20 protein-coding genes are annotated in these 21,210 nt (G+C 73.6%); 12 read left to right on the forward strand and 8 right to left on the reverse strand.

Annotation, left to right across the window (positions count from 1 at the left end):
- The first annotated feature begins 60 nt into the window (after positions 1-60).
- The 6 genes from E2E34_RS02765 to E2E34_RS02790 all read left to right on the forward strand — a co-directional run bounded on the left by E2E34_RS02765 (position 61) and on the right by E2E34_RS02790 (position 6,838).
- Positions 61-1,272: an alpha/beta hydrolase gene (locus tag E2E34_RS02765; protein ID WP_138900280.1), complete on the forward strand. Its 1,212-nt coding sequence runs from the start codon at positions 61-63 to the stop codon at positions 1,270-1,272.
- 96 nt (positions 1,273-1,368) lie between these two features.
- Positions 1,369-2,259: a DUF4429 domain-containing protein gene (locus tag E2E34_RS02770; RefSeq protein WP_208765125.1), complete on the forward strand. Its 891-nt coding sequence runs from the start codon at positions 1,369-1,371 to the stop codon at positions 2,257-2,259.
- A 142-nt stretch (positions 2,260-2,401) separates the two neighbouring features.
- Complete coding sequence (locus E2E34_RS02775; protein WP_138900282.1) at positions 2,402-3,721, forward strand: sensor histidine kinase; 1,320 nt, start codon at positions 2,402-2,404, stop codon at positions 3,719-3,721.
- A complete protein-coding gene (locus E2E34_RS02780) occupies positions 3,718-4,392 on the forward strand; it encodes a response regulator (protein WP_138900283.1) in 675 nt (224 codons plus the stop codon). Before E2E34_RS02775 ends, E2E34_RS02780 begins: the two co-directional genes overlap by 4 nt.
- A 233-nt stretch (positions 4,393-4,625) precedes the next feature.
- A complete protein-coding gene (locus E2E34_RS02785; RefSeq protein ID WP_138900284.1) occupies positions 4,626-5,648 on the forward strand; it encodes an alpha/beta hydrolase in 1,023 nt (340 codons plus the stop codon).
- Positions 5,645-6,838, forward strand: coding sequence for an acyltransferase family protein (locus E2E34_RS02790; protein WP_138900285.1), 1,194 nt, complete (start codon positions 5,645-5,647; stop codon positions 6,836-6,838). Before E2E34_RS02785 ends, E2E34_RS02790 begins: the two co-directional genes overlap by 4 nt.
- A gap of 125 nt (positions 6,839-6,963) precedes the next feature.
- Here the strand turns inward: E2E34_RS02790 and E2E34_RS02795 are convergent, their stop codons facing one another.
- Both E2E34_RS02795 and E2E34_RS02800 read right to left on the reverse strand, forming a co-directional pair.
- A complete protein-coding gene (locus E2E34_RS02795; RefSeq protein ID WP_138900286.1) occupies positions 6,964-7,983 on the reverse strand; it encodes an aldo/keto reductase in 1,020 nt (339 codons plus the stop codon).
- Between the two features lie 7 nt (positions 7,984-7,990).
- The gene (locus E2E34_RS02800) at positions 7,991-8,446 is read right to left on the reverse strand and encodes a MerR family transcriptional regulator (RefSeq protein ID WP_138900287.1); all 456 of its coding nucleotides are present in this window, start codon (positions 8,444-8,446) and stop codon (positions 7,991-7,993) included.
- Between the two features lie 86 nt (positions 8,447-8,532).
- Between E2E34_RS02800 and E2E34_RS02805 the strand changes: the two genes are divergently transcribed.
- The 3 genes from E2E34_RS02805 to E2E34_RS02815 all read left to right on the forward strand — a co-directional run bounded on the left by E2E34_RS02805 (position 8,533) and on the right by E2E34_RS02815 (position 11,217).
- Positions 8,533-9,003 (forward strand): GNAT family N-acetyltransferase, encoded by a 471-nt coding sequence (locus tag E2E34_RS02805; RefSeq protein ID WP_138900288.1) that lies wholly within the window; start codon positions 8,533-8,535, stop codon positions 9,001-9,003.
- Positions 9,004-9,022: 19 nt separating this feature from the next.
- Positions 9,023-9,844, forward strand: coding sequence for a serine hydrolase domain-containing protein (locus tag E2E34_RS02810; protein WP_138900289.1), 822 nt, complete (start codon positions 9,023-9,025; stop codon positions 9,842-9,844).
- Positions 9,845-10,017: 173 nt separating this feature from the next.
- Positions 10,018-11,217, forward strand: coding sequence for a serine hydrolase domain-containing protein (locus E2E34_RS02815; protein ID WP_138900290.1), 1,200 nt, complete (start codon positions 10,018-10,020; stop codon positions 11,215-11,217).
- 30 nt (positions 11,218-11,247) lie between these two features.
- Here the strand turns inward: E2E34_RS02815 and E2E34_RS02820 are convergent, their stop codons facing one another.
- The 5 genes from E2E34_RS02820 to E2E34_RS02840 form a co-directional block, all read right to left on the reverse strand.
- The gene (locus E2E34_RS02820; RefSeq protein ID WP_138900291.1) at positions 11,248-11,778 is read right to left on the reverse strand and encodes a hypothetical protein; all 531 of its coding nucleotides are present in this window, start codon (positions 11,776-11,778) and stop codon (positions 11,248-11,250) included.
- Positions 11,775-13,292, reverse strand: coding sequence for an ATP-binding protein (locus E2E34_RS02825; RefSeq protein ID WP_138900292.1), 1,518 nt, complete (start codon positions 13,290-13,292; stop codon positions 11,775-11,777). Before E2E34_RS02825 ends, E2E34_RS02820 begins: the two co-directional genes overlap by 4 nt.
- Complete coding sequence (locus tag E2E34_RS02830; RefSeq protein WP_138900293.1) at positions 13,292-13,975, reverse strand: response regulator; 684 nt, start codon at positions 13,973-13,975, stop codon at positions 13,292-13,294. The genes E2E34_RS02825 and E2E34_RS02830 overlap by 1 nt, the downstream gene beginning before the upstream one ends.
- A 61-nt stretch (positions 13,976-14,036) precedes the next feature.
- On the reverse strand, positions 14,037-15,668 hold the full coding sequence (gene murJ / locus E2E34_RS02835; protein WP_138900294.1) for a murein biosynthesis integral membrane protein MurJ: 1,632 nt from the start codon (positions 15,666-15,668) through the stop codon (positions 14,037-14,039).
- Entirely contained in the window at positions 15,665-16,867 is a 1,203-nt protein-coding gene (locus E2E34_RS02840) for a lipid II:glycine glycyltransferase FemX (RefSeq protein ID WP_138900295.1), read from the reverse strand. The genes murJ and E2E34_RS02840 overlap by 4 nt, the downstream gene beginning before the upstream one ends.
- Before the next feature lie 198 nt (positions 16,868-17,065).
- Here E2E34_RS02840 and E2E34_RS02845 point away from each other — a divergent pair, with 198 nt between their 5' ends.
- Positions 17,066-18,262: a L,D-transpeptidase gene (locus E2E34_RS02845; RefSeq protein WP_138900296.1), complete on the forward strand. Its 1,197-nt coding sequence runs from the start codon at positions 17,066-17,068 to the stop codon at positions 18,260-18,262.
- Between the two features lie 9 nt (positions 18,263-18,271).
- On the opposite strand, the gene E2E34_RS02850 is transcribed toward E2E34_RS02845, so the two are convergent.
- A complete protein-coding gene (locus tag E2E34_RS02850) occupies positions 18,272-18,931 on the reverse strand; it encodes a pirin family protein (protein ID WP_138900297.1) in 660 nt (219 codons plus the stop codon).
- A gap of 58 nt (positions 18,932-18,989) precedes the next feature.
- Between E2E34_RS02850 and E2E34_RS02855 the strand changes: the two genes are divergently transcribed.
- Both E2E34_RS02855 and E2E34_RS02860 read left to right on the forward strand, forming a co-directional pair.
- Positions 18,990-20,189, forward strand: a complete 1,200-nt coding sequence (locus E2E34_RS02855) for a PucR family transcriptional regulator (protein WP_138894780.1) — start codon at positions 18,990-18,992, stop codon at positions 20,187-20,189.
- An 89-nt stretch (positions 20,190-20,278) separates the two neighbouring features.
- Positions 20,279-21,199, forward strand: a complete 921-nt coding sequence (locus E2E34_RS02860; protein WP_138900298.1) for an ACP S-malonyltransferase — start codon at positions 20,279-20,281, stop codon at positions 21,197-21,199.
- Positions 21,200-21,210: the final 11 nt, after the last annotated feature.

A 21,210-nucleotide genomic window follows, 5' to 3' on the forward strand; every position in this document is an offset into this window, starting at 1 on the left:
AACGTGATGTGCGTCACGGATTTCGCGGCGGGCCCCCGCCTTCTCCTAGGGTGGCCAGCAGTGACTTCCTTCGACTCCTCCCCCACCCTCAGCGCATGGCGCGCGCTGCTCGCTCTCGCCGTGGTGTTCGTCCTGCTGGCGACCACGGGCTGGACCGCGATACGCCACCACAAGGGTGATACCGACCTCCGTGCGGCGTCGTTGGCCGCGTGGGCGTCCGGCGGCATCGACGGCCGCGCACTGCCGGAGGCCGGGTCGCCGCCCGACCGCCTCGCCCGTTTCTTCGCCGGTCTCACCGCCGCCCAGCGCGCCCGGATCGTCGACCGCTACCCGCTGGTCGTCGGCAGTCTGAACGGCGTCCCGCTCACCCTGCGCTACCGGGCCAACCGTCTGGCCCTCGCCCAGGCGCGGAAGGTCGAGCGGGCGCGGATGCGCGACGAGCGGCTCACGTCCACCGGCCGCCAGACGGCGCAGCGCAGGGAGCAGCGCTTCGCGTCGCTCATGGCCGAGGGGCGGCAAATCCTCGCGTTCGACCCCGTGGGCTCCGGGCGGGTCGCCGAGGTCTTCGGCGACCTCGGGCGCGCCGAGCGGGTGTCGGTCGTCGTCCCCGGCGTCGACACCAACGTGGTGAACTTCGAGCGGACGCGCCGCAGGTACACCGCCCCGGTGGGCATGGCGAAGTCGCTGTACGCCGCCGAACGCGCCGCGTCGCCGGGGACCCGTACCGCCGTCATCGCCTGGGCCGACTACACCTCGCCCGTCGGCGTCGGCATGGACGCGGCCATCGGCCGGCTCGCCAGGGAGGGCTCCAAGCGGCTCGACTTCCTCGTGCGGGCCCTGCCCGGCGACTCGAAGGTGTCGCTCTTCTGCCACAGTTACGGCTCGGTGGTGTGCGGCATCGCGGCGCCCTCGCTGCCGCCGCGGGTCACCGACATCGCGGTCGCCGGCAGCCCCGGCATGCGGGTCGAGAGCGCGAGGGAACTGCGTACCGGGGCGCGGGTGTGGGCCGCCCGGGACCACGACGACTGGATCCAGGACGTGCCGTACCTGGCGGTCGGCGGGCTCGGCCACGGCGCGGACCCGATGACGCCGGAGTTCGGGGCACGGGTGGTGTCGGCATCCGGCGCGGTCGGGCACACCGGTTATTTCGAGCCGGGGACGACAAGTCTCGCCAACTTCGCCGGGATAGGCGTCGGCTCGTACTCCACGGTGCGCTGCGCCGGCGACGGCGGGGAGTGCAGGAGCGGAATTTCCGGTGCGGAAGCGAACTGACGCGCGTAGAACCTCGTGGCGACCCGAGCGGAGCCGGAACATTGTGGCCGGCACCGAGGGGCGACGCGCGGGCGCATGCCGCATACGATGAGCCGCATGGGTGATGTGCTGGCCGGAATTCAAGCCACCTGGGAGTTCGAGAGCGACTCCGTGCTCATCCGCTTCGAACGGGGGATCCGCACGCCGAAGCTGTTCCAGGCGCTCGGTGAACGGCGCGTCCCCCACGAGGCGCTGGCGTCGGTGACCCTGACGCCGGGGAAGCGCGGCACAGTCGTTCTGCACGCGACCCCGAGACCGGGCGCCGACCCGCTGATGGAGGCCGCGGCCGGGCAGTTGCGGGACGGCTCCGACCCGTACCGGCTGGTGCTGCCCGCCGAGCGCGAGACCCTCGCGGAGTACTACGGCGACGAACTGCGCGCCGTGCTCACCCCCGAGGCGAAGCTGCCCGCCGAGAAGTTCCTGGTGGCCGCCCCGCAGGCGCCGCGGCACTTCAAGGCGTACGACGGCAAGGCGTCCTTCGACGGGACGCGGGTGTCCTTCCGCTGGTTCTGGACGGGTGCGTCCTCGGCGAAGTGGAAGGCGGGCGACCAGAGCTTCCACGTCCAGGAGCTGAACGGCGTGGAGTGGCGCTCCCCCGACGTGTTCGACGGGTATCTGCGGCTGCTGCGGCGCGACAGCGGCCTGACGACGCTCCCGGCGCAGCCCGCCCAGGCGGACCAGGACCCCGCCGCGGTCGTCTTCGGCCTCGGGTACGGCCCGGTGCACGAGTCGCTGCCGTTCGCCGCCGCGGTCCTCGGGGCGGTGCGCACGGGAAGCGCGCCGCCGCCGCTGGAGGCAGCTCCGGCCGAACCGGCGCCGGGTGCCGCGCGGCGCGATCCCGCGGACATCGCCGAGCGGATCCGCCACCTCGGCGACCTGCGCGAGGCGGGCCTGGTCACGGACGAGGAGTTCACCGCGAAGAAGGCGGAGTTGCTCGCGGAGCTGTAGGACCGGCGGTGCGGTCGCGGGGGGGGTTCGGCGGCGCACGTTCCGGCCCCGGCCGCGCGGGGTGTCGTACCTGGGTATGAGGCCCGGTCTGGCACCGCGGTACGACGCCCGCCGGCGGCCCCGCGCCTACGCTGGCCGGGCCATGACCGAACCCGCCGCTCCCCCGCCCCCCGTCGACGGCCTCCTCGCCGCCGGACGCCGCAACGCCCGGATCCTCGCGCACGCGGTCAGCCACCCCTCGCACGCGCCGACGCCATTGTTCGCCGACGCCCCGAAGCGCTGGCAGCGGCTGCTGCCGTACGCCGTCGTGGTGGGCCTCGTCGCGGTCTTCCTGCCGGTCACGCACGCCGTCCTCATGAACGACTACGACGTGTCCGGCGGGCTCGCCGGGGCGATCGCCGTCGCGCAGACCGTGCCGCTGCTGATGATCGCCCACCGGCCGCTCCAGGCGTGGTGGATCATCCTGCCCGCCGACATCGTCGGCGGGCTGTTCGCCGTCAACGGGCAGGGGGCGCAGGCCCCCTGGCCGTGGACCCCGCCCGTGATGGTGGCGTACCTGTTCCTGCTGTTCGCGCTGGCGCTGCGCGAGACGCGCCGGACGCTCATCGGCGTCTGGCTCGTCACCGGCGCCGCCGGCCTCGTCCTCGGCCGGTTCTTCTCCGAGGAGAGCGGCGGTACGCACGTCCTTCTCGTCGTGCTCAGCGCCGTCGTCCTCGTCATAGGCGGCGCGCTGCGCGAACGCGGCGAGGCGCAGCGGCGGCTCGTCGAGCAGGAGACCATCAGCGAGGAGGAGCGGTCCCGGCGCACGCTGCTGGAGGAACGCACTCGTATCGCCCGCGAACTGCACGACGTCGTCGCCCACCACATGTCGGTGATCACCGTGCAGGCCGACTCCGCGCCGTACCGCGTCGGGGGCCTTTCGCCGCAGGCACGGGAGGAGTTCGCCTCGATCGCCGCGAGCGCGCGGGAGTCGCTGACCGAGATGCGGCGGCTGCTCTCGGTCCTGCGCAGCGAGGACGCGAAGGGCGAGCGCGCCCCGCAGCCCGGCCTCGCCCGGCTCCAGCAGCTCGTCGAGGCGACGGTACGGGCGGGGGTGCCGGCCGAGTTGTCCCTGGCCGCGGACCTCGCGGAACCCGGCCGGCTGCCGCAGACCGTCGACCTCTCCGCGTACCGCATCGTCCAGGAGGCCCTGGCGAACGTCGTACGGCACGCGCCCGGCGCCACGACCCGGGTCTCCGTCTCCCACGACGGCGCGGACCTGACCGTCCTCGTCGTCAACGGCCCGCCGTCGGGCCCCACTTCGCCCGTCGAGGCGAGCGGGGCGGGCGGCCACGGCCTCGTCGGAATGCGGGAGCGCGTACGGTTGACGGGCGGCACGCTCGACACCGGCCCGCTGCCCGACGGCGGGTTCCGGGTCGCCGCCCGGCTTCCCCTCGGCACGAAGGACCCCGCCTCCCCATGACCATCCGCGTGATCATCGTCGACGACCAGGCCATGGTGCGGGCGGGGTTCGCCGCGCTGTTGTCGGCGCAGAGCGACATCGACGTGGTCGGCGAGGCGCCGGACGGGCGGCAGGGCATCGAGGTCGGCCGGGCCACCCGCCCCGACGTGGTCCTGATGGACGTGCGCATGCCGGAGATGGACGGGCTGGCGGCGGCGCGCGAGCTGCTGGACCCGCCGCCGGGCGTCGTCCACCGGCCGAAGGTCCTCATGCTCACCACGTTCGACGTGGACGACTACGTGTACGAGGCGCTGCGCGCCGGCGCGTCCGGGTTCCTCCTCAAGGACGCGCCGCCCGCCGACCTGATCTCGGCGGTGCGGGTGGTGGCGGCCGGAGAGGCGCTGCTGGCGCCGTCGGTGACACGGCGTCTGATCGCGGACTTCGCACGGCAGCGGCCCGCGCCGCGCAAGGACCCTTCGCTGCGCCTGAACGGGCTCACACCCCGCGAGACGGAGGTCCTCGAACTGATCGCCCGGGGCCTTTCGAACCAGGAGATCGCGGCGCGACTCGTGCTGGCGGAGCAGACCGTCAAGACGCACATCGGCCGTGTCCTGGCCAAACTGGACCTGCGCGACCGCGCGCAGGCGGTGATCTTCGCGTACGAGTCGGGTCTGGTCTCGCCGGGGGCCTGACGGACGGCCCGCGGGCGGGCGGGCGCGGTGCCGGACGCGACGCGGCGCACGCCGGGACCTCGCAGGCGAACCCGGCACGAGAATCCGGCGCGTGAACCAGCGACGTGGACCCGGCACCCCCAATACCCCAGTAGTACACACGACTTGACCCCCTGGTGTGACGCCCCGCTCGGCGTCGTCCTCCTACCTTCCTCTCCGCCGGCAACCGGCCACCGGAAGAGGAAGAGGGAACCATGCGCCGTCTCAAGAGGACCCTGGTCGCACTAGCGCTCGCGGCAACCGTCGTATCGGGCACGGCGGGCTGGGCCTCCGGCACCGCGCAGGAGCCCGTCACCGGCCCGCCCCCCGGCACCGACGCCTGGCGGAGCGAGGGCCTGCCCGACCCGGCCACGGCCACTCCGGCCGAGATCGCCCGCTTCTTCGCGGCGCTCGGCCCCGGCCGGCGGCAGGATCTGGTCCGCCGCCACCCGGCCGTCGTGGGCAACCTGGACGGCGTTCCCGTCGAGCTCCGCTACGCCGCCAACGCCCGTACCGCGAAGGCCGCCGGCCTGGGCCGCCTGGCCGGTCCCGGCCGCCGCATCCTCGCCCTCGACCCGCGCGGCCGGGGCCAGGTGGCCGAGGTGTACGGGGATCTGGCGACGGCGCGGCACGTCGCCGTCGTGGTCCCCGGTTCGGACATCGACGCCGCCACCTTCGACCGTACGAACGACCCCTACGGCACCCCCGCCGGCATGGCGAAGTCCCTGCGCGACGCGACGAAGGGCCACCGCACCGCCGTGATCGCCTGGGCCGGTTACACCACCCCCGTCGGCGTGGGCGTGGACGCCGCCACGGGTGACCTCGCCGAGGCCGGGGCCGACCGCCTCGCCCGGCTGACGGACGGGCTCGACGCCACCGGCGCCCCCGACCCGGCCCTCTTCTGCCACAGCTACGGCTCGGTGGTCTGCGGCCTGGCCGCCGCCCGCCTCGACGCCGCCGACATCGTGGTGCTGGGCTCGCCCGGGATGCGCGCGGACACCGTCGACGACCTGGGCACACGGGCCCGCGTGTGGGCAGCCAAAGCCCCGTCCGACTGGATCGGAAGGGTCCCGAACGTCGAGTTCGCCGGGCTCGGCCACGGCGCCGACCCCACCGACCCGGCCTTCGGCGCCCGCCGCGTACCGGCCGGTGACGCCGACGGGCACACCGGCTACTTCGCCCCCGGCACACAGTCCCTGCGCGCCTTCGCGTCGATCACCGCGGAGGCGTCCCGATGAGGGCTCTGGCGGCGAGGATCGAGGCGCGGACCCCCGCCCACCGCGACCGGGCCGTCGACGGTCTGCGCGCCCTGGCCCTGCTCGCGGTGCCCACCGGCCACTGGATGCTCGGCGGCTTCACCCGGGACGACGGCGGCGCGCTGCACAACGCCAGCCCGCTGGCCTCCTTCGGCTTCTTCGCGCCCGTGAGCTGGGTGCTGCAGATGCTGGGCATCTTCTTCCTGGTCGGCGGCTACGCGTCCGTGCTGTCGTACCGCCGCCACCGGGGCGCGACCGGTACGTGGCTGCGTGGCCGGATCGCGCGTCTTGGCCGGCCGGTGCTCGGCGTGACCGCCGTGTGGGCGCTGCTGCTGCCGGTGCTGTACGCGGTGGGGGTGCCGGGCACGACGCTGCGGACCGGGTCGACGCTGGTGATCCAGCCCCTGTGGTTCGTGGGGGTGTACGTCGCGGTGACCGCCCTGACGCCGTACTGCGTCCGCGCCTCGCGGAGGACGGGCGCCTGGGCCGCCGCACCGCTCATCGCCTGCGTCGCGGTCGTCGACTTCCTGCGGTACGGGCCGTACGCCGAGGCCGTGCCGTCGTGGGTGAGCCTGCTGAACCTGCTGCCGGGCTGGCTCTTCGCGTACCAACTCGGCGTCTGCTGGGGCGAGAAGCGCATCGGCCGGCGCGGCGGGGCGGTGCTGCTCGCCGGTGGGACGGTGCTGTTCGCCGTGCTGCTGCTGGTGTTCCACTACCCGGCGTCGATGGTCGGCGTACCGGGAGAGGCCCGCACCAACTCCCACCCGCCGTCCCTGCTGGTGCTGGCACTCGCGGCGGCGCAGAGCGGTGCGGCGATCCTGCTGCGCGACCGGATCGGGCGGCTGCTGCGCAGGCCGGCGCTGTGGGCGCCGGTCGTCGTGGTCAACCTGTCGGCGATGACGATCCTGTGCTGGCACCAGACGGCGATGCTCGCCGCGGCCGTCCCCGCCTCGTTCCTCGGTACGGTCGCGGGCCTGACCGGGGCGCCGGACTCGCTCGGCTGGATTCTGGCGAGGCTCGCGTGGCTGCCGGTGTTCGCGGGGCTTCTGATCCTGATCGGGCGGTACACGCGGGCGTTCGAGGCGCCGTGGGGAAAGGTGACGGCGCTCCGGCGCGCGGTGGCGGGGGTACTGGCGGCGGGGTTCGCGGTGTTCGCGCTGGGGCTGGCGTGAGCCGGGGGGCGCGACGGCGGTCCGGGCACGGCCTCGGACGCCCGAACGCCGAACGCCACGCCGAACGCCGGACCGGCCGGTTCGCGGAGCGGGGCCCGGGGCGGCGCCCCGGGCCCCGGGTGGTCCTACTCGCGCCCCGCCGACGTGAACGTCATGTCCGCGTAGCGGCCGCCCGCGACCCGGCCGGCGATCGGTTCCAGCAGTTCCATCTCGCTCTCGGTGAGCAGGAGCCGCGTCGCCGCCGCGTTCTCCTCGACGCGGGTGCGCTTGCGGGTTCCCGGGATCGGCACGACGGCGAGGCCGTGCACCCGTGCCTGCTGCTGCACCCACGCGAGGGCGACCTGGCCGAGCGTGGCGGTGCGGCCCTCGGCGAGCTTGCGCACCGGTTCGAGCAGCACGGCGTTCGCCGCCGCGTTGTCGCCGTTGTAGCGGGGCTGGCTCCGGCGGAAGTCGTCCTCGGTCAGGTCCTTCTCGGCGCTGGTGAAGGAACCGGTGAGGAAGCCGCGGCCGAGCGGTGAGTACGGCACCAGGGCGACGCCGAGTTCACGGGCCGCCGGCACCACGCCCTCCTCGATGTCGCGGCTGAACAGCGACCATTCCGACTGCACGGCCGCGATCGGGTGCACGGCCTGCGCGGCCCGCAGCTCGCCGCCGGTCACCTCGCTCAGCCCGAGGTGCTTGACCTTGCCCTCGCGCACCAGCTCGGCCATCGCGCCGACCGACTCCTCGACGGGGACGTTCACGTCGCGCCGGTGCATGTAGTAGAGGTCGATCTCGTCGACGCCGAGGCGCTGGAGGCTGCCCTCGACGCACTGGCGGATGTAGGCGGGGTCGTTGTTGATGGTCCGCTTCGACGGGTCGCGGGGGTCGACGGACAGCGCGAACTTCGTCGCGATGACGACCTCGTCGCGGTGGGCCCGGAAGAACGGCGCGAGGAACCTCTCGTTCTCACCGGCCGCGTACGCGTCCGCCGTGTCGTAGAGGGTGATGCCCAGTTCGAGCGCCCGTTCCAGCGTGGCCCGGGCCTCGTCGGCGTCCGTGGGCCCGTACGCGAAGCTCATGCCCATGCAGCCGAGGCCCTGTACGCCGACTTCCGGCCCACCGGTTCCCAGCCGAACCTTGTCGATCTTGTTGTCGTCGCTCATATGGGTTTCAGGCCCTCTCCGACGCCCTCCGGGCGTCCGCGTAAAAGTCGATCTTGTAGTCCAGTACGGCGAGTGTGTCCCGCAGTTCGTCGATGCGCGCCCGTACGTCCCGGCGCGTGGACTCCAGCAGCTCCTGCCGCTCCTCGAAGGTGTGCTCGCCCTCCCGCAGCAGTTCGGCGTACCTGACCATGTCCGCCACCGGCATGCCGGTCAGCCGCAGCTTGCCGACGAAGGCCAGCCAGTCCAGGTCCCGGTTGCTGAAGCGCCGCTGGCCGGTGTGCGAGCGGTCGACGTGCGGCATCAGCCCGATCCGCTCGTACCAGCGCAGGGTGTAGGCGGTGAGGCCGGTGTGCGCGGCGACCTCGCTGATCGTGTAGTGGTCCCGGCCCTCGGGGCGGGGGTGCGCCCGGGGCGCGGTGGCGCAGGTGTCGGTGCGTGCGGGGACGGTTTCCGTCACGGTCATGACCTCCACGCTAGGACCTTGGAGTGCGCTCCAAGCAACCGTAAACCGGAAGAAATCCGCGGACGCCCTGGCTAGCCTGCGGGAGCATGAGTCCCGCACGCCGCGCCACCGCCGCGGACGCCGCCGAAGTGCTCCGTCTGCGCCAAGTCATGATCGACTCCGTCCACGCCGGCGACCCGTCCACCGACTGGCACGCCGAGTCCCTTCCGACCGTACGGAAGAAGCTCGCCGAGCCGGACGGGAACTTCGCCGCCTTCGTCGTCGACCACCCCGGCCGGCCCGGTGCGCTGGCCGCTCTCGCGGCCGGAACGGTCGAGTACCGCATCGGGCGCTCCGGCAATCCCCACGGCTCGGTCGGACAGCTCTTCAGCGTCGCCACCGACCCCGGCCAGCGCCGCCGGGGCCACGCCCGCGCGTGCGTCCAGGCGCTGCTCGACTGGCTGCGCGAGCGCGGCGCGGGCAGCGTCGACCTCAACGCGTCGGCCGAGGCGGAGCCGCTCTACGCCTCGCTGGGCTTCGTGCGCAAGCCCGACCCCTCCATGCGGCTCACCCTGTGAAGCCCTTACGCTCGTACGCATGCAGAGCCTGGCGTCGCTGATCGAGAACTGGCCGGTACCCACCGCGGCGGCCGCCGTCGTGCGGGCGGACGGCGCCGTCCTCGGGTCGTACGGCCCGACCGGCCACCGCTTCCCGCTGGCGTCGGTCACCAAGCCGCTCACCGCGTACGCCGCGCTCGTCGCGTACGAGGAGGGGGCCGTCGAGCTCGACGAGCCGGCCGGCCCCGAGGGGTCCACGGTCCGCCACCTCCTCGCCCACACCAGCGGCCTGGCCTTCGACGAGCACCGTGTGATGGCGCCGCCCGGTGAACGCAGGCTCTACTCGAACGCGGGCTTCGAGGTGCTCGGTGACCACATCGCGAAGGCGACGGACATCCCCTTCGCCGACTACCTGCGCCAGGCGGTGCTGGAGCCGCTGGGCATGGCGGCCACCTCGCTGGACGGCTCGCCCGCCAAGGACGGCGTCTCGACCGTCGACGACCTGGTGCGTTTCGCCGCCGAGCTGCAGGCCCCGCGCCTGCTGGACCCGCGCACGGTGGCCGAGGCGACGGCCGTGGTCCATCCCGGGCTGAAGGGCGTCCTGCCCGGCTACGGCCATCAGAACCCCAACGACTGGGGCCTGGGCTTCGAGATCCGCGACTCCAAGTCCCCGCACTGGACGGGTGGTTCGTCGTCGCCGCGCACGTTCGGGCACTTCGGCCAGTCCGGTACGTTCCTGTGGGCCGACCCGGACGCGGGCCTCGCCTGCGTCGCGCTGACGGACCGGGCGTTCGGCCCGTGGGCCGTCGAGGTGTGGCCGCCGTTCACGGACGCGGTACTGGCCACGTTCGCCGCCCGCTAGGTTCCGCCGCCCCGCGCGGCCGCGTTCGAGCGGGCCGCGAGCTCATGGAGGGCGTCGCGGGGTGGCTCCGAACGAGTGGACTCGCCGGACCGCGTGCCCGACGAGGAGTTCCGCCGGGGGCCCGGGTGGTGATGTTTGCCGTCCGAGCCGCTGACCTGGAAGAGGCGCCCTTCATGCGACGTACCCCCCACCGCCGTCTGTTCGCCGCAGGGCTGCTCGTGGCGTCCGTGCTGGCGCCCCTGGCGGCGACGCCCGCCACGGCCGTCCACACCGCCGGCGTCGGCCGGCACGACGAGGACGCGTATCCGCCGGGCGGTCTCGGCCCCGAGCTGAACGCCCGGCTGGACCAGACCATCGAGCACGTCCGCCGGCAGGCCCGCATTCCCGGCGTCGTCGTCGGACTGTGGATGCCGGGCAAGGGAAGCTACGTCCGCGCCACCGGCGTCGCCGACACCGCCACCGGCCGGCCGATGACCACCGACGTCTACTCGCGGATCGGCAGCGAGACGAAGACGTTCACCGTCACCGCGCTGCTCAAGCTCGTCGACGACGGCCGCATCCGGCTGGACGACCCGATCGCCCGCTACATCGACGGCGTACCCAACGGCCGCCGGATCACCTTGCGTCACCTCGCGGAGATGCGCAGCGGCCTGTTCCCGTACACCGCCGACCCGGAGTTCACGCGGGCGCTGGAGGGCGACCCGAGCCGCTCGTGGCACCCGCGGGAGCTGCTCGCGTACGGCTACAAGCACCGGAACACCTTCGCGCCGGGCACGAAGTTCCAGTACTCCAACAGCAACCTCGTCCTGCTCGGGCTGGTGATCGAGAAGGTCAGCGGCCGGCGGTTCGGCGACTTCCTGGACCAGCGGGTGCTCCGCCCCGCCCGCCTGCACCACACGCTGCTCCCCGAGGGCGCCGAGTTCCCCGACCCGCACGCGCGCGGCTACACCAACCAGACGCTGAGCGGCGCGTACGTCGACTCGACGGACTGGAACCCCAGCTGGGCCTGGTCCGCCGGGGCGATGATCTCGAACCTGCACGACCTGCGCCGCTGGGCCAGGATCGTTGCCACCGGGACGCTGCTGAGCCCCCAGACCCAGCGGGAGCGGCTCAAGACGCTGCCGACCGGCTTCCCCGGTACGACGTACGGCCTCGGCATCCTGAAGACCGGCGGATGGATCGGGCACAACGGCTCCCTGCCGGGTTACGAGAGCGTGACCGTCTACCTCCCGTCGCAGAAGGCCACCCTGGTGCTGATGTTGAACACCGACGCCCTGCACGAGGGCCAGGAGCCGTCGTCGCTCCTCGCCCGGGCGATCACCGAGATCGTCACGCCGGACAACGTCTACGACCGCCCGGTCCCGGGGCGCTAGGCCGGGCGTCCCGGGAGACGGCCGGCGGTCCTAGGAGCAGGCGGTGGCCGGCAGCGAGCCGTCGCTTCCCGTGAGGACCACCTTCACCAGGCCCTCGGGGTCCTCGGCGTGCGCCGCGGTGCAGACCAGCTGCCGGACGGCGGCCGCGTCGAGGGACCGCACGGCGAACCCGGCCGTGACGCGGAGCGCGCCCGCCGGGCGGCCCGCCTCCCGGCCGGGCCCGGAGTCCTCCCGGGCCGCCGGCACCACCTCGACCTTCTCGGTCGTGGCGGGCAGCCGGGTGGTGATCCCGGCGGCCCGTTCCTCCTCGGTGGGGCCGCCGAGCAGCGCGGCGAGCGTCCCGGCCGTCGGCACGGGTTTCTCCGTCAGGACGAGGGGCCTGGCCACGGGGATCGGCCTGCCGTCCGCTCCGACGAAGAAGAGCAGCGTCCTCTCCAGCTGGTCGGGGACGACGGGGACGACGGCCGGGCCGCCCGCCTCGACCACTTCGCTGGCCTGGACCCCGCACCCGGCGAGCAGCAGCGACACCCCTGCCGCGGCGGCGGCGCGTATCCGCCTCACGCGGTCACCTCGCTCGTGGTGAGGGGTATCTCGACGACGAAGACGGCACCGCCGCCCGGGCCGTTCGCGGCCCGGACCGTACCGCCGTGCAGCCGTACGTTCTCCAGGGTGATGGCGAGTCCCAGGCCGCTGCCCTCCGAGCGGGTACGGGCCTGGTCCGCCTTGTAGAAGCGGTCGAAGACGTGCGGCAGCACGTCCGCCGGGATGCCGGGGCCCCGGTCGGCCACCTCGGTGACGAGCCAGCGCGTGCTCCCGCCGCCCGGTGCGTCCGGCGTGCCGTCCGCCGCCCCCTCGGCGGTCCGCGGGGCCGGCGGGCGGGTCTCGGTGCGCAGCGCGACCGTGACGGGCGGCCGGCCGTGCCGCAGGGCGTTGCCGACGAGGTTGGCGATCACGACGTCGAAGCGCCGGGGGTCGAGCCGGGCGCGGATGCCGTCGGGCAGATCGAGGACGATCCGCGCGGGGTCGGTCCAGTGCCGGCTCTGGAGGGTCCTGCGGATGGTCTCGGCAGCGTCGATCTCGTCGGTGTTCAGCTCGGCCGCGCGGGCGTCGAAGCGGGAGATCTCCATCAGGTCCTCGACCAGTACGGCGAGTTTGTCCGTCTCGCTGCTGATCAGCCGCACGGCCGCGGCCGTGTCCGGGTCCAGGCCGGCCGCGTCCTCGTCGAGCAGTTCGGTGACGGCGAGCATCCCGGCGAGCGGGGTACGCAGTTCGTGCGAGACGTCGGAGGCGAAGCGCCGGGCGCGGGCCTCGGCGCGCTGGAGTTCGTCCACGGAGCGTTCGAGCGCCGCGGTGGACTCGTTGAACGTGCGGGCGAGTTCGGACAGTTCCCCGCCGCCCTTGACCGGGATACGGGTGTCCAGGCGGCCCCGCCCGAGACTGCGGGCCGCCTGCCGCAGGTCGCGGACCGGGCGCAGCACGCTGCGGGCGGCGAGGAGAGCGGGCACCAGGGCGATCGCGAGCGCCGGCAGCGCGCCGTCCCGTGCGGCGACGACCATGGCGTCGACGTTGGCCTGTTCGTCGGTCAGCCGCATGACGGCGTAGAAGGTGAGACCGGTGGGCCGCTGCGTCTGTCCTCCGGTGCCCGTCTGCGCGGTCTTGAAGACGACCGGCATGACCATGGTCAGGTAGGGCTCGCCGTTCCTGACGACCCGCTGGAAGCTGCCGTGCGGAGTGCCCCGGGCCTGGCGGCGCAGCTCGGGCGTGATGACCGTGGAGGTGGGGTTGGTGCCGGACGAGAGCCGGACCGACCCGTACTCGACGTACACCCACCAGTCGCGGGGCTTCCCCTGCCGGGCGAGCCCGCGGACCATTCCCTGCATCTGCTCGGTGTTGGGCGGCAGGTTGAGGTGGAGTTCCTGGATCTGGTCGCGGAAGGACGAGACGGCCGTGTCCTGCGCCTGTTCCAGGATGGCGTTGCGCGCCTCGCGGTAGGTGAGGGCGGCGGTGGTGCCGCAGCCCACCGCCGCGACGAGCAGGAAGGCGAGGACGAGCCGGGTGCGCAGCCCGGAGATCATCACAGGGGCCCGAAGCGGTAGCCGAAGCCGCGCAGGGTCTGGATGTAGCGGGGGCTGCCCGGAACGTCCTCGATCTTGTTGCGCAGCCGCCGGACGCAGGCGTCGACGAGCCGGGCGTCGCCGTGGTAGCTGTGCTCCCAGACGTGCTCCAGCAACTGCTGCCGGCTGAAGACCTGTTCCGGGGCGGCGCACAGATGCAGCAGCAGCTTCAGCTCCGAGGGGGCGAGGGAGACGCGCTCGCCGTACTTGGCGACGGTGAGCCCGGCCCGGTCGACGGCGAGTTCGCCGTGGAACTCGACGGCGGGCCGCCCGCCGCCGGGCTCCTCGATGCGGCGCAGCACGGCCCGGATGCGGGCTTCGATGACCTCCGTGCGGGCCGGTTTGACGATGTAGTCGTCGGCGCCCGCCTCCAGGCCGATGACGACGTCGAAGTCGTCGCCGCGGGCGGTCAGCATGATGATCGGCAGCTGGCTGCTCTCGCGCACCCGCCGGCAGACCTGGACGCCGTTCATGCCCGGCAGCATCAGGTCCAGGAGCAGCAGGTCGGGGCGGAACTCGGCGAGGGCGGCGAGCCCGGCCTCCCCGGTGGCGGCGGTCCGCACGTCGTGGCCGCGGCGGCGCAGCCCCAGCTCGACCCCTTCGCGTACGGAGGGGTCGTCTTCGATCAGGAGCACGCGTGGCATCTGTGGAGTATCCCAAGGGGTGAGAGCCGGGTGTTCGTCGCTGTCCTCGTGGCCGCCGTCCTCATCGCCGCAGCCTCCGTACCGCTCCCGTCAGCAGGGTGTCGACCTCGGTCAGGCCCAGCGGCTTGGCGAGGACGGCGAACACCGCCAGGATCGCGGCCGCTCCCGCCGCCGTCGCCGCCGGGGCGCCGGCCCCGGCCGCCCACCCGGCGGCGAGGTGGCCGAGGGCGGCGGCGGGCACGGCGGCGGCCAGCAGCCGGGCGTGGGCGGCCAGGGAGGGGGAGCGTCCCGCCGTCCGGTCCGGGGGCAGGCGCCGGTGCAGGGTGTACGCCGTGAGCGCCCAGCCCGCGCACAGGGCGAGCGAGTACGCGCCGGCCATGCCCGTCACCGCCCAGCGCGCCGGCAGCAGGAGGTACGCGGCCGTGGACAGGCCCGCGTTGAGTCCGGCGATCGCCAGGTTGAGGAGGAAGGGGGTGCGGGTGTCGCGCAGCGCGTAGAAGGCGCGGGAGAGGACGTACTGGCCCGAGAAGGCGATCAGGCCCGGCGCGAACGCCATGAGGATGCCGGACATCGCCGCGATGTCGTCCGCGCCGGTCCTGCCGTACTGGAAGACGAGCGCCATCAGCGGCTGGGCCAGGGCGAGCAGCGCGCACGCCGCCGGGACGACGGCGGCGGCGCTGGTGCGCAGCGCGTACGAGACGTCGCGGCGTACGGCCGGCCCGTCCCCTTCGGCCGCCGCCCCGCTCATCCGGGGCAGCAGAGCGGTGACCAGGGAGACGGTCACGATGCCGTGCGGCACGGCCCACAGGAGGTAGGCGTTGTTGTACGCGCTGAAGCCGGCGCCGCCGTCGATGCCCTGGGCCAGCGCCCGCTCCCCGGCCGACGTGGCCAGCCGGGTCACCACCCAGTACGCGGCCTGGTTGGTGAGGACCAGCAGCACCAGCCAGCCGGCCGCCCGCAGCGGCCGGGTCAGCCCGCTGCCCCGCCAGTCGAACCGGGGCCGCCAGCGGAACCGGGCCGCGCGCAGGGCGGGCAGGAGGGCGAGCGCCTGGACGGCGATGCCGGCGGTCGTGCCCCAGCCGAGCAGGGCCGTCTGTCCCGGCGTCAGCGTGCCGTCGCCGTGGACGGCGAGCCCGAGGAAGAGCCCGAACACGGCGATGACCACGACGTTGTTGAGGACCGGTGTCCACATCATCGCGCCGAACCGGCCGCGTGCGTTGAGGACTTGGCCGAGCAGGGTGAACAGGCCGAGGAAGAGGATCTGCGGCAGGCAGTAGCGGGCGAAGGCGACCGTCATGTCGGCCCGCGGACCGGTGTAGGAGGTGTACGCGTCGACGAGGGCGGGCGCGGCTAGGACCGCGCCCGCGGTGATCGCCAGCAGCGCCACGACGCAGACGGTGAGCAGCCGGTCGGTGTACGCGGCTCCGCCGTCCTCGTGCTCCTTGGCGGCCTTGACCAGCTCGGGCACGAAGACGGCGTTGAGGGCGCCGCCGAGCAGCAGCATGTAGACGATGGTCGGCACGGTGTTGCCGACCGCGTAGCCGTCGGCGGTCACGCCGACGCCGAGCGCGGCCGCGACGACGGCGGACCGTACGAAACCGGTGGCGCGCGAGACGACGGACCCGGCCGCCATGAGCGCGCCGCTGCGCAGCACGGACGGCGGTTTCGGCGCGGCGAGCGTCGTGGTGCTCATCGGCGGGCCAGATACGCCTGGAACGCGCGGTACAGCGTGTGGTTGGTCGTGCCCGCCATCGGCGTCTCCCACTCCCCCAGTGTTTCGACGACCTGTCCGCCCGTGCCCAGTTTCCAGCGCAGCAGACCGTGTCCGCGGTCGTCGGGATCGAGGGTGGAGGGTACCCCGCGCATGTCGTAGACGTCGGAGCCCCCCGCGTGGGCGTCCCGCAGCATGCGCCACTGCAGGGCGTTGGAGGGGCGGACCTCGCGCCGGTGGTCGGCGGAGGCGCCGGTCTGGTACCAGACCCGGCGGCCCACCGTGATCATGGTGTGGGCGGCGAGCGTCTCGCCGTCGTGGCGGGCGAGGTAGAGCTTCATCCGGCCCGGTTCCTCGGCGTTGAGGACCTCGTACTGCCGCTCGTAGTACGCCAGGGAGCGGCCGAGCCTGAATCCGTCGCGCTGCTCGGTGATCCGCAGCAGCCGGTAGAACTCGGGGAGGTCGGCCGCGCCACCGACCGACACCTCGACGCCGGACTTCTCGGCCCGGCGCACATTGCGGCGCCACTCCTGGTTGAGCCCGTTCCACAGGTCGTCGGCGGTGCGTCCGGCGAGCGGGACCTGGAAGACGAGGCGGGGCTGCGCGTCGCCGTCGCCGGCCGGGCCGTCGCCGCCGCAGCGCCGCCAGCCGCGTGAGCGCAGCCGGTCGGACACGGCGGCGCCCAGCGGGTCGACCTCGCAGGCGAGGACGTCGTCGACCCGCCGGTCGCGGCCGGTGAGCCGCTTGAGCCGGGGGGCGTTCCAGCGGCGGTAGGCGGGCGCGGGCCCGATGCGTACGGCGAAGACACCGGCCTCCCGCAGATGCTTGAGCAGAGGGGTCAGCCAGCCGTCGATGTCGGGATCGGCCCAGTCGGCGTACGGCCCCTCGGGCAGGTACGCGAAGTACTTCCGGGTGCCGGGGAACTGGCGCAGCAGCACCAGGGCCACCCCGGTCAGCCCGTGCGCGCCGGGCGGGCCCGAGCCCTCCGGCACGGGTCCCCAGCCGATCAGCCGGGACTGCCACCCCTCCTTCACAGCGGCCCAGGAGGGGCACTGGAGAAAGCTGGGACCCGACGGCCCGACCGCCCGGGACGCCAGGAACGCGCGGTACGTCTCGGTGGTGACGGGCCCGAGCCACGTCTCCCGGCTGCGGGCGGCCGCCGTAACGAGCAGAGCTGACACAGCGTGAGCCTCCGTTTTCCGCCCCCTCGTCGGTGGGGCGGCAAGGAGATTCACAGCCGCCCATGACCGCGTCGCGCGACGAATGTGACCGGACGGCGACGGTTTGTCTGCAGCCGCTGTCACATGGCCGCCGAGCCGGGTTCCCGGTGCTTCGCGCGGCCTACAGTCCGGTCATCCCACCCCTTCCTGGAGGCTTGAGTGAGTCAGATACGTGCGTCGCGTTCCGCTGCCGTGGCCGGCGTACTGAGCGCCGTGCTCTGCGCCTGTTCGTCCGGCGGCGCGAGCGTCGCGCCGCCCGCCGACGGCAAGCGGGCCGACGGTCCCGACCGTCCGGTGACCGTCAGGGTGACCCCGGCCGGCAAGGGCGCGGCAGCCGGGAAGCCGGTCGTGGTCACGGCGAAGGGCGGCACGCTGTCCTCGGTCACCGTCGTCGACGCCGACGGCAACCGGCTCGCCGGCCGCCCGGCGCCCGGTAAGGCGTCCTGGACGTCGGACCGCAAGGCGGTGCCCGGCACGACGTACGAGGTGCGGGCGAAGACCCGTACCGAGGGCGGCCGTGAGGCCACCAGCCGGACCTCGTTCAGCACGGCGGCGGCCGGCCGGGTCAACAAGCTGTCGCTGGCGCCCGGCAAGAACACCACCGTCGGCGTCGGCCAGCCGCTGTCGGTCGTCTTCGACGGCCCGGTCGCGCACAAGGCAGACGTGGAGAGGCAGCTCAAGGTCACCACGTCGAACGGCACCGAGGGCTCCTGGGGCTGGGTCCGGGACCACTCCGGCAAGGACCGCGCCGACTGGCGCCCGAAGGAGTACTGGAAGGCCGGTACGAAGGTCACGCTCGACGCCGAGCTCAACGGCACCGACTCGGGCCCGGGCGGCGGCTGGTTCGTCCGCGACTACCGGACCGGCTTCACCGTCGGCTCCCGTCAGGTCGTACGCGTCGACCTCGACCGCAAGCGCCTCACTCTGGAGCGGGACGGGAAGAAGGTGCGGGAGATCCCCGTCTCCGGCGGCACCCCCGGCGGTGTCAAGCGGTCCTGGCGGGGCACGGCCGTACTCATGTCGAAGGAGGGCACCATCAACATGAACTCGGAGACCGTGGGCCTGGCGGACGCCTACGACAAGATGGTCGACTACTCGATGCGGCTCACCTGGTCGGGCATGTACGCGCACGCCGCCCCCTGGAACGCCCGCTACTTCGGCCGGGCCAACATGAGTTCGGGCTGCATCGGGATGAGCGACGCGGACGCGGCGTACTTCTACGGCCAGGTGCGGGTGGGCGACCCGTTCGAGATCAAGGGCGAGGACACGAAGGGCACGGTGGCCGAGGGCAACGGCTACGGCGCGTGGAACGTGTCCTGGGAGCGGTGGCAGGCCAAGAGCGCGCTGAAGGGCTGACAGGGCGTATCAGTCGCCCATCTCCCACAGCAGCACCTCGGCGGGGTCGGCGGCCGCCACCAGCTCCAGGCCGTCCGCCCCGGTGATCAGGGCGGCGTCGCCGGGGCCCAGACCGTACTCCCCGAGACCGAAGCGGCCGCGCACGACGTGGGCGTACACCAGGGGAGCGTCCGGGACCGCCGTGCGCTCCCCCGCGCCGGGCCGCCGCACGTGCAGCAGCGCGCCGGCCTCGGGGAGGGCGTACGGCGTGGCGTCCGCGATGCCGCGCACCACCTCGTACGACGGCTCGCCGCCAGGGTCGCGCGGCGCCAGCCACATCTGCACGAAGACCAGCGGCCGCTCGCCGTCGTTGCGCTCCACGTGCCGCACCCCGGCTCCCGCGCTGAGCCGCTGCACGTCGCCGGGGCGCACGACGGTGGCGTGCCCCGCCGAGTCGCGGTGGGTGAGTTCGCCCTCGACGACCCAGGTGACGATCTCGGTGTGGCTGTGCGGGTGCTCGTCGAAGCCGGCGCCGGGTGCCAGGCGCTCCTCGTTGCAGGCCAGCACCGCGCCGAAGCGCAGCAGGTCCGGGTCGTAGAAGTGCCCGAAGGAGAAGGCGTGCAGGGACTCGACACCGGCGGAGGCGTCACCGCCGCGGAAGCGGTCCGCGGCACGCCGAACAGAAATCACGCAGCCCACCGTAGCCCCGGCCGGACAGCCCGGGGTTCCGATAAGGCAGTCTTGTCCCGTGCCCCAACCCGATCCTGAGCAGCCCGCCGCGCAAGCCGCCCACCCGCACTCCGCGACCCTGCGCCGGCTGGAGAAGTCCTCCGGCCGTCTCGCCGCGAACGCGATCGCCCGCATGGACGAGACGCTGCCGTGGTACCGGGCCATGCCACCGGAGAACCGGTCGTGGATCGGCCTGGTCGCCCAGGCCGGCATCGCCGCCTTCACCGAGTGGTTCCGGCATCCCGAGACCCCGCAGGCCATCTCCACCGACGTCTTCGGCACCGCGCCCCGCGAGCTGACCCGGGCGATCACCCTGCGCCAGACCGTCGAGATGGTCCGTACGACGATCGAGGTCATGGAGACCGCGATCGAGGAGGTCGCGGCGCCCGGCGACGAGTCGATCCTGCGCGAGGCCCTGCTCGTCTACGCCCGGGAGATCGCCTTCGCGACCGCGCAGGTGTACGCGCAGGCCGCCGAGGCCCGCGGCGCCTGGGACGCCCGTCTCGAATCGCTCGTCGTCAACGCGGTGCTCTCGGGCGAGGCGGACGAGGGAGCCGTGTCGCGCGCCGCCGCGCTCGGCTGGAACTCCCCCGAACACGTCTGCGTCGTCCTCGGCACGGCGCCCGACGGCGACTCCGAGCTGACGGTCGAGGCGATCCGCCGCGCCGCACGGCACGCCAAGCTCCAGGTGCTGACCGGTGTGCTCGGCAGCCGCCTGGTCGTCATCGCGGGCGGCAGCGACAATCCGCTCCAGGTCGCGAAGGCGCTGATCGGCCCGTACGCCGCCGGGCCCGTGGTGGCCGGGCCCATCGTCCCGGACCTGCTCGCCGCCACGCGGTCCGCGCAGGCCGCCGCCGCCGGGCTCAAGGCGTGCCAGGCCTGGCAGGACGCCCCGCGCCCGGTTCTGGCGGACGATCTCCTGCCGGAGCGGGCGATCGCGTCGGATCCCGCAGCGCGGGAGCAGTTGGTGGAGGAGATCTACAGACCGCTGGAGGAGGCGGGCTCGGCCCTGCTGGAGACACTGAGTGTGTATCTGGAGCAGGCGAGCAGTCTCGAAGGCGCGGCGCGGATGCTCTTCGTGCACCCCAACACCGTGCGATACCGCCTCCGACGTGTGACGGACGTCACCGGATGGTCACCCTCCGATGTTCGATCCGCCTTCACTCTGCGCATCGCTCTCATCCTGGGGCGTCTGGCCGACGGAGACCCCCAGCCCTAGACTTTTGTCGAACACCAACAAATCCCCCGACGGTTCTTGGTCCCTGTCCCCACGGGCCCGCAGGTCCGTCCACAAGAGAGAGTGTGAGGGTGCTCGTACTCGTCGCTCCCGGCCAAGGCGCCCAGACGCCCGGCTTCCTGACTCCCTGGCTCGACCTCCCCGGCGCCGCCGACCGGCTCGCCGCCTGGTCCGACGCCATCGGGCTCGACCTCGTCCACTACGGCACGCAGGCCGACGCCGACGCGATCCGCGACACGGCCGTGGCCCAGCCGCTGCTGGTGGCGGCCGGTCTGCTGTCCGCCGCCGCGCTGGACGCCCGCGCGGAGGTCTCCGCGGTCGCCGGTCACAGCGTCGGTGAGATCACCGCCGCCGCGTACGCCGGTGTGCTCACCGAAGAGGCCGCGCTCGGTTTCGTACGGACCCGTGGACTGGGCATGGCCGAGGCCGCCGCCGTCACCGAGACCGGCATGTCGGCGCTGCTCGGCGGCGACGCCGAGGTCGTCGTGCCGCACCTGGAGAAGCTGGGCCTGACCCCGGCGAACGTGAACGGCGCGGGCCAGATCGTGGCCGCGGGGACCATGGAGCAGCTCGCCGCGCTCGCCCAGGACAAGCCCGAGGGCGTCCGCCGGGTCGTGGAGCTCAAGGTCGCCGGCGCGTTCCACACCCACCACATGGCCCCGGCGGTCACCGAGCTCGGCAAGGCCGCGCAGGACCTGGTCGTCTCCGACCCGGCCGTCACGTACGTGTCGAACGCCGACGGACGCACCGTCTCCACCGGCCCCGACGTCGTCGCCCGCCTGGTCAGCCAGGTCTCCAGCCCGGTCCGCTGGGACCTGTGCATGGAGACCCTCGCGGAGCTGGGCACCACCGCGCTCATCGAGGTCTGCCCCGGCGGCACCCTGACCGGCCTCGCCAAGCGCGCCATGCCCGGTGTGAAGACCCTCGCGCTCAAGACCCCCGACGACCTCGACGCGGCCCGCGCGCTCATCGCTGAGCACGCGGCGCGATAGGAGCCCGAGAG

It is taken from the genome of Streptomyces albidochromogenes, assembly GCF_005981925.1.
Classification (GTDB): Bacteria; Actinomycetota; Actinomycetes; order Streptomycetales; family Streptomycetaceae; genus Streptomyces; species Streptomyces albidochromogenes.

What these genes read in the sequence shown, in the direction of transcription:
- E2E34_RS02805 (WP_138900288.1), top strand. Translation starts at nt 8,533, where the DNA reads ATGAGTCCCGCACGCCGCGCCACCGCCGCGGACGCCGCCGAAGTGCTC.
- E2E34_RS02800 (WP_138900287.1), bottom strand. Translation starts at nt 8,446, where the DNA reads ATGACCGTGACGGAAACCGTCCCCGCACGCACCGACACCTGCGCCACC.
- E2E34_RS02770 (WP_208765125.1), top strand. Translation starts at nt 1,369, where the DNA reads ATGGGTGATGTGCTGGCCGGAATTCAAGCCACCTGGGAGTTCGAGAGC.
- E2E34_RS02790 (WP_138900285.1), top strand. Translation starts at nt 5,645, where the DNA reads ATGAGGGCTCTGGCGGCGAGGATCGAGGCGCGGACCCCCGCCCACCGC.
- E2E34_RS02810 (WP_138900289.1), top strand. Translation starts at nt 9,023, where the DNA reads ATGCAGAGCCTGGCGTCGCTGATCGAGAACTGGCCGGTACCCACCGCG.
- murJ (WP_138900294.1), bottom strand. Translation starts at nt 15,668, where the DNA reads ATGAGCACCACGACGCTCGCCGCGCCGAAACCGCCGTCCGTGCTGCGC.
- E2E34_RS02825 (WP_138900292.1), bottom strand. Translation starts at nt 13,292, where the DNA reads ATGATCTCCGGGCTGCGCACCCGGCTCGTCCTCGCCTTCCTGCTCGTC.
- E2E34_RS02775 (WP_138900282.1), top strand. Translation starts at nt 2,402, where the DNA reads ATGACCGAACCCGCCGCTCCCCCGCCCCCCGTCGACGGCCTCCTCGCC.
- E2E34_RS02785 (WP_138900284.1), top strand. Translation starts at nt 4,626, where the DNA reads ATGCGCCGTCTCAAGAGGACCCTGGTCGCACTAGCGCTCGCGGCAACC.
- E2E34_RS02815 (WP_138900290.1), top strand. Translation starts at nt 10,018, where the DNA reads ATGCGACGTACCCCCCACCGCCGTCTGTTCGCCGCAGGGCTGCTCGTG.
- E2E34_RS02830 (WP_138900293.1), bottom strand. Translation starts at nt 13,975, where the DNA reads ATGCCACGCGTGCTCCTGATCGAAGACGACCCCTCCGTACGCGAAGGG.
- E2E34_RS02795 (WP_138900286.1), bottom strand. Translation starts at nt 7,983, where the DNA reads ATGAGCGACGACAACAAGATCGACAAGGTTCGGCTGGGAACCGGTGGG.
- E2E34_RS02780 (WP_138900283.1), top strand. Translation starts at nt 3,718, where the DNA reads ATGACCATCCGCGTGATCATCGTCGACGACCAGGCCATGGTGCGGGCG.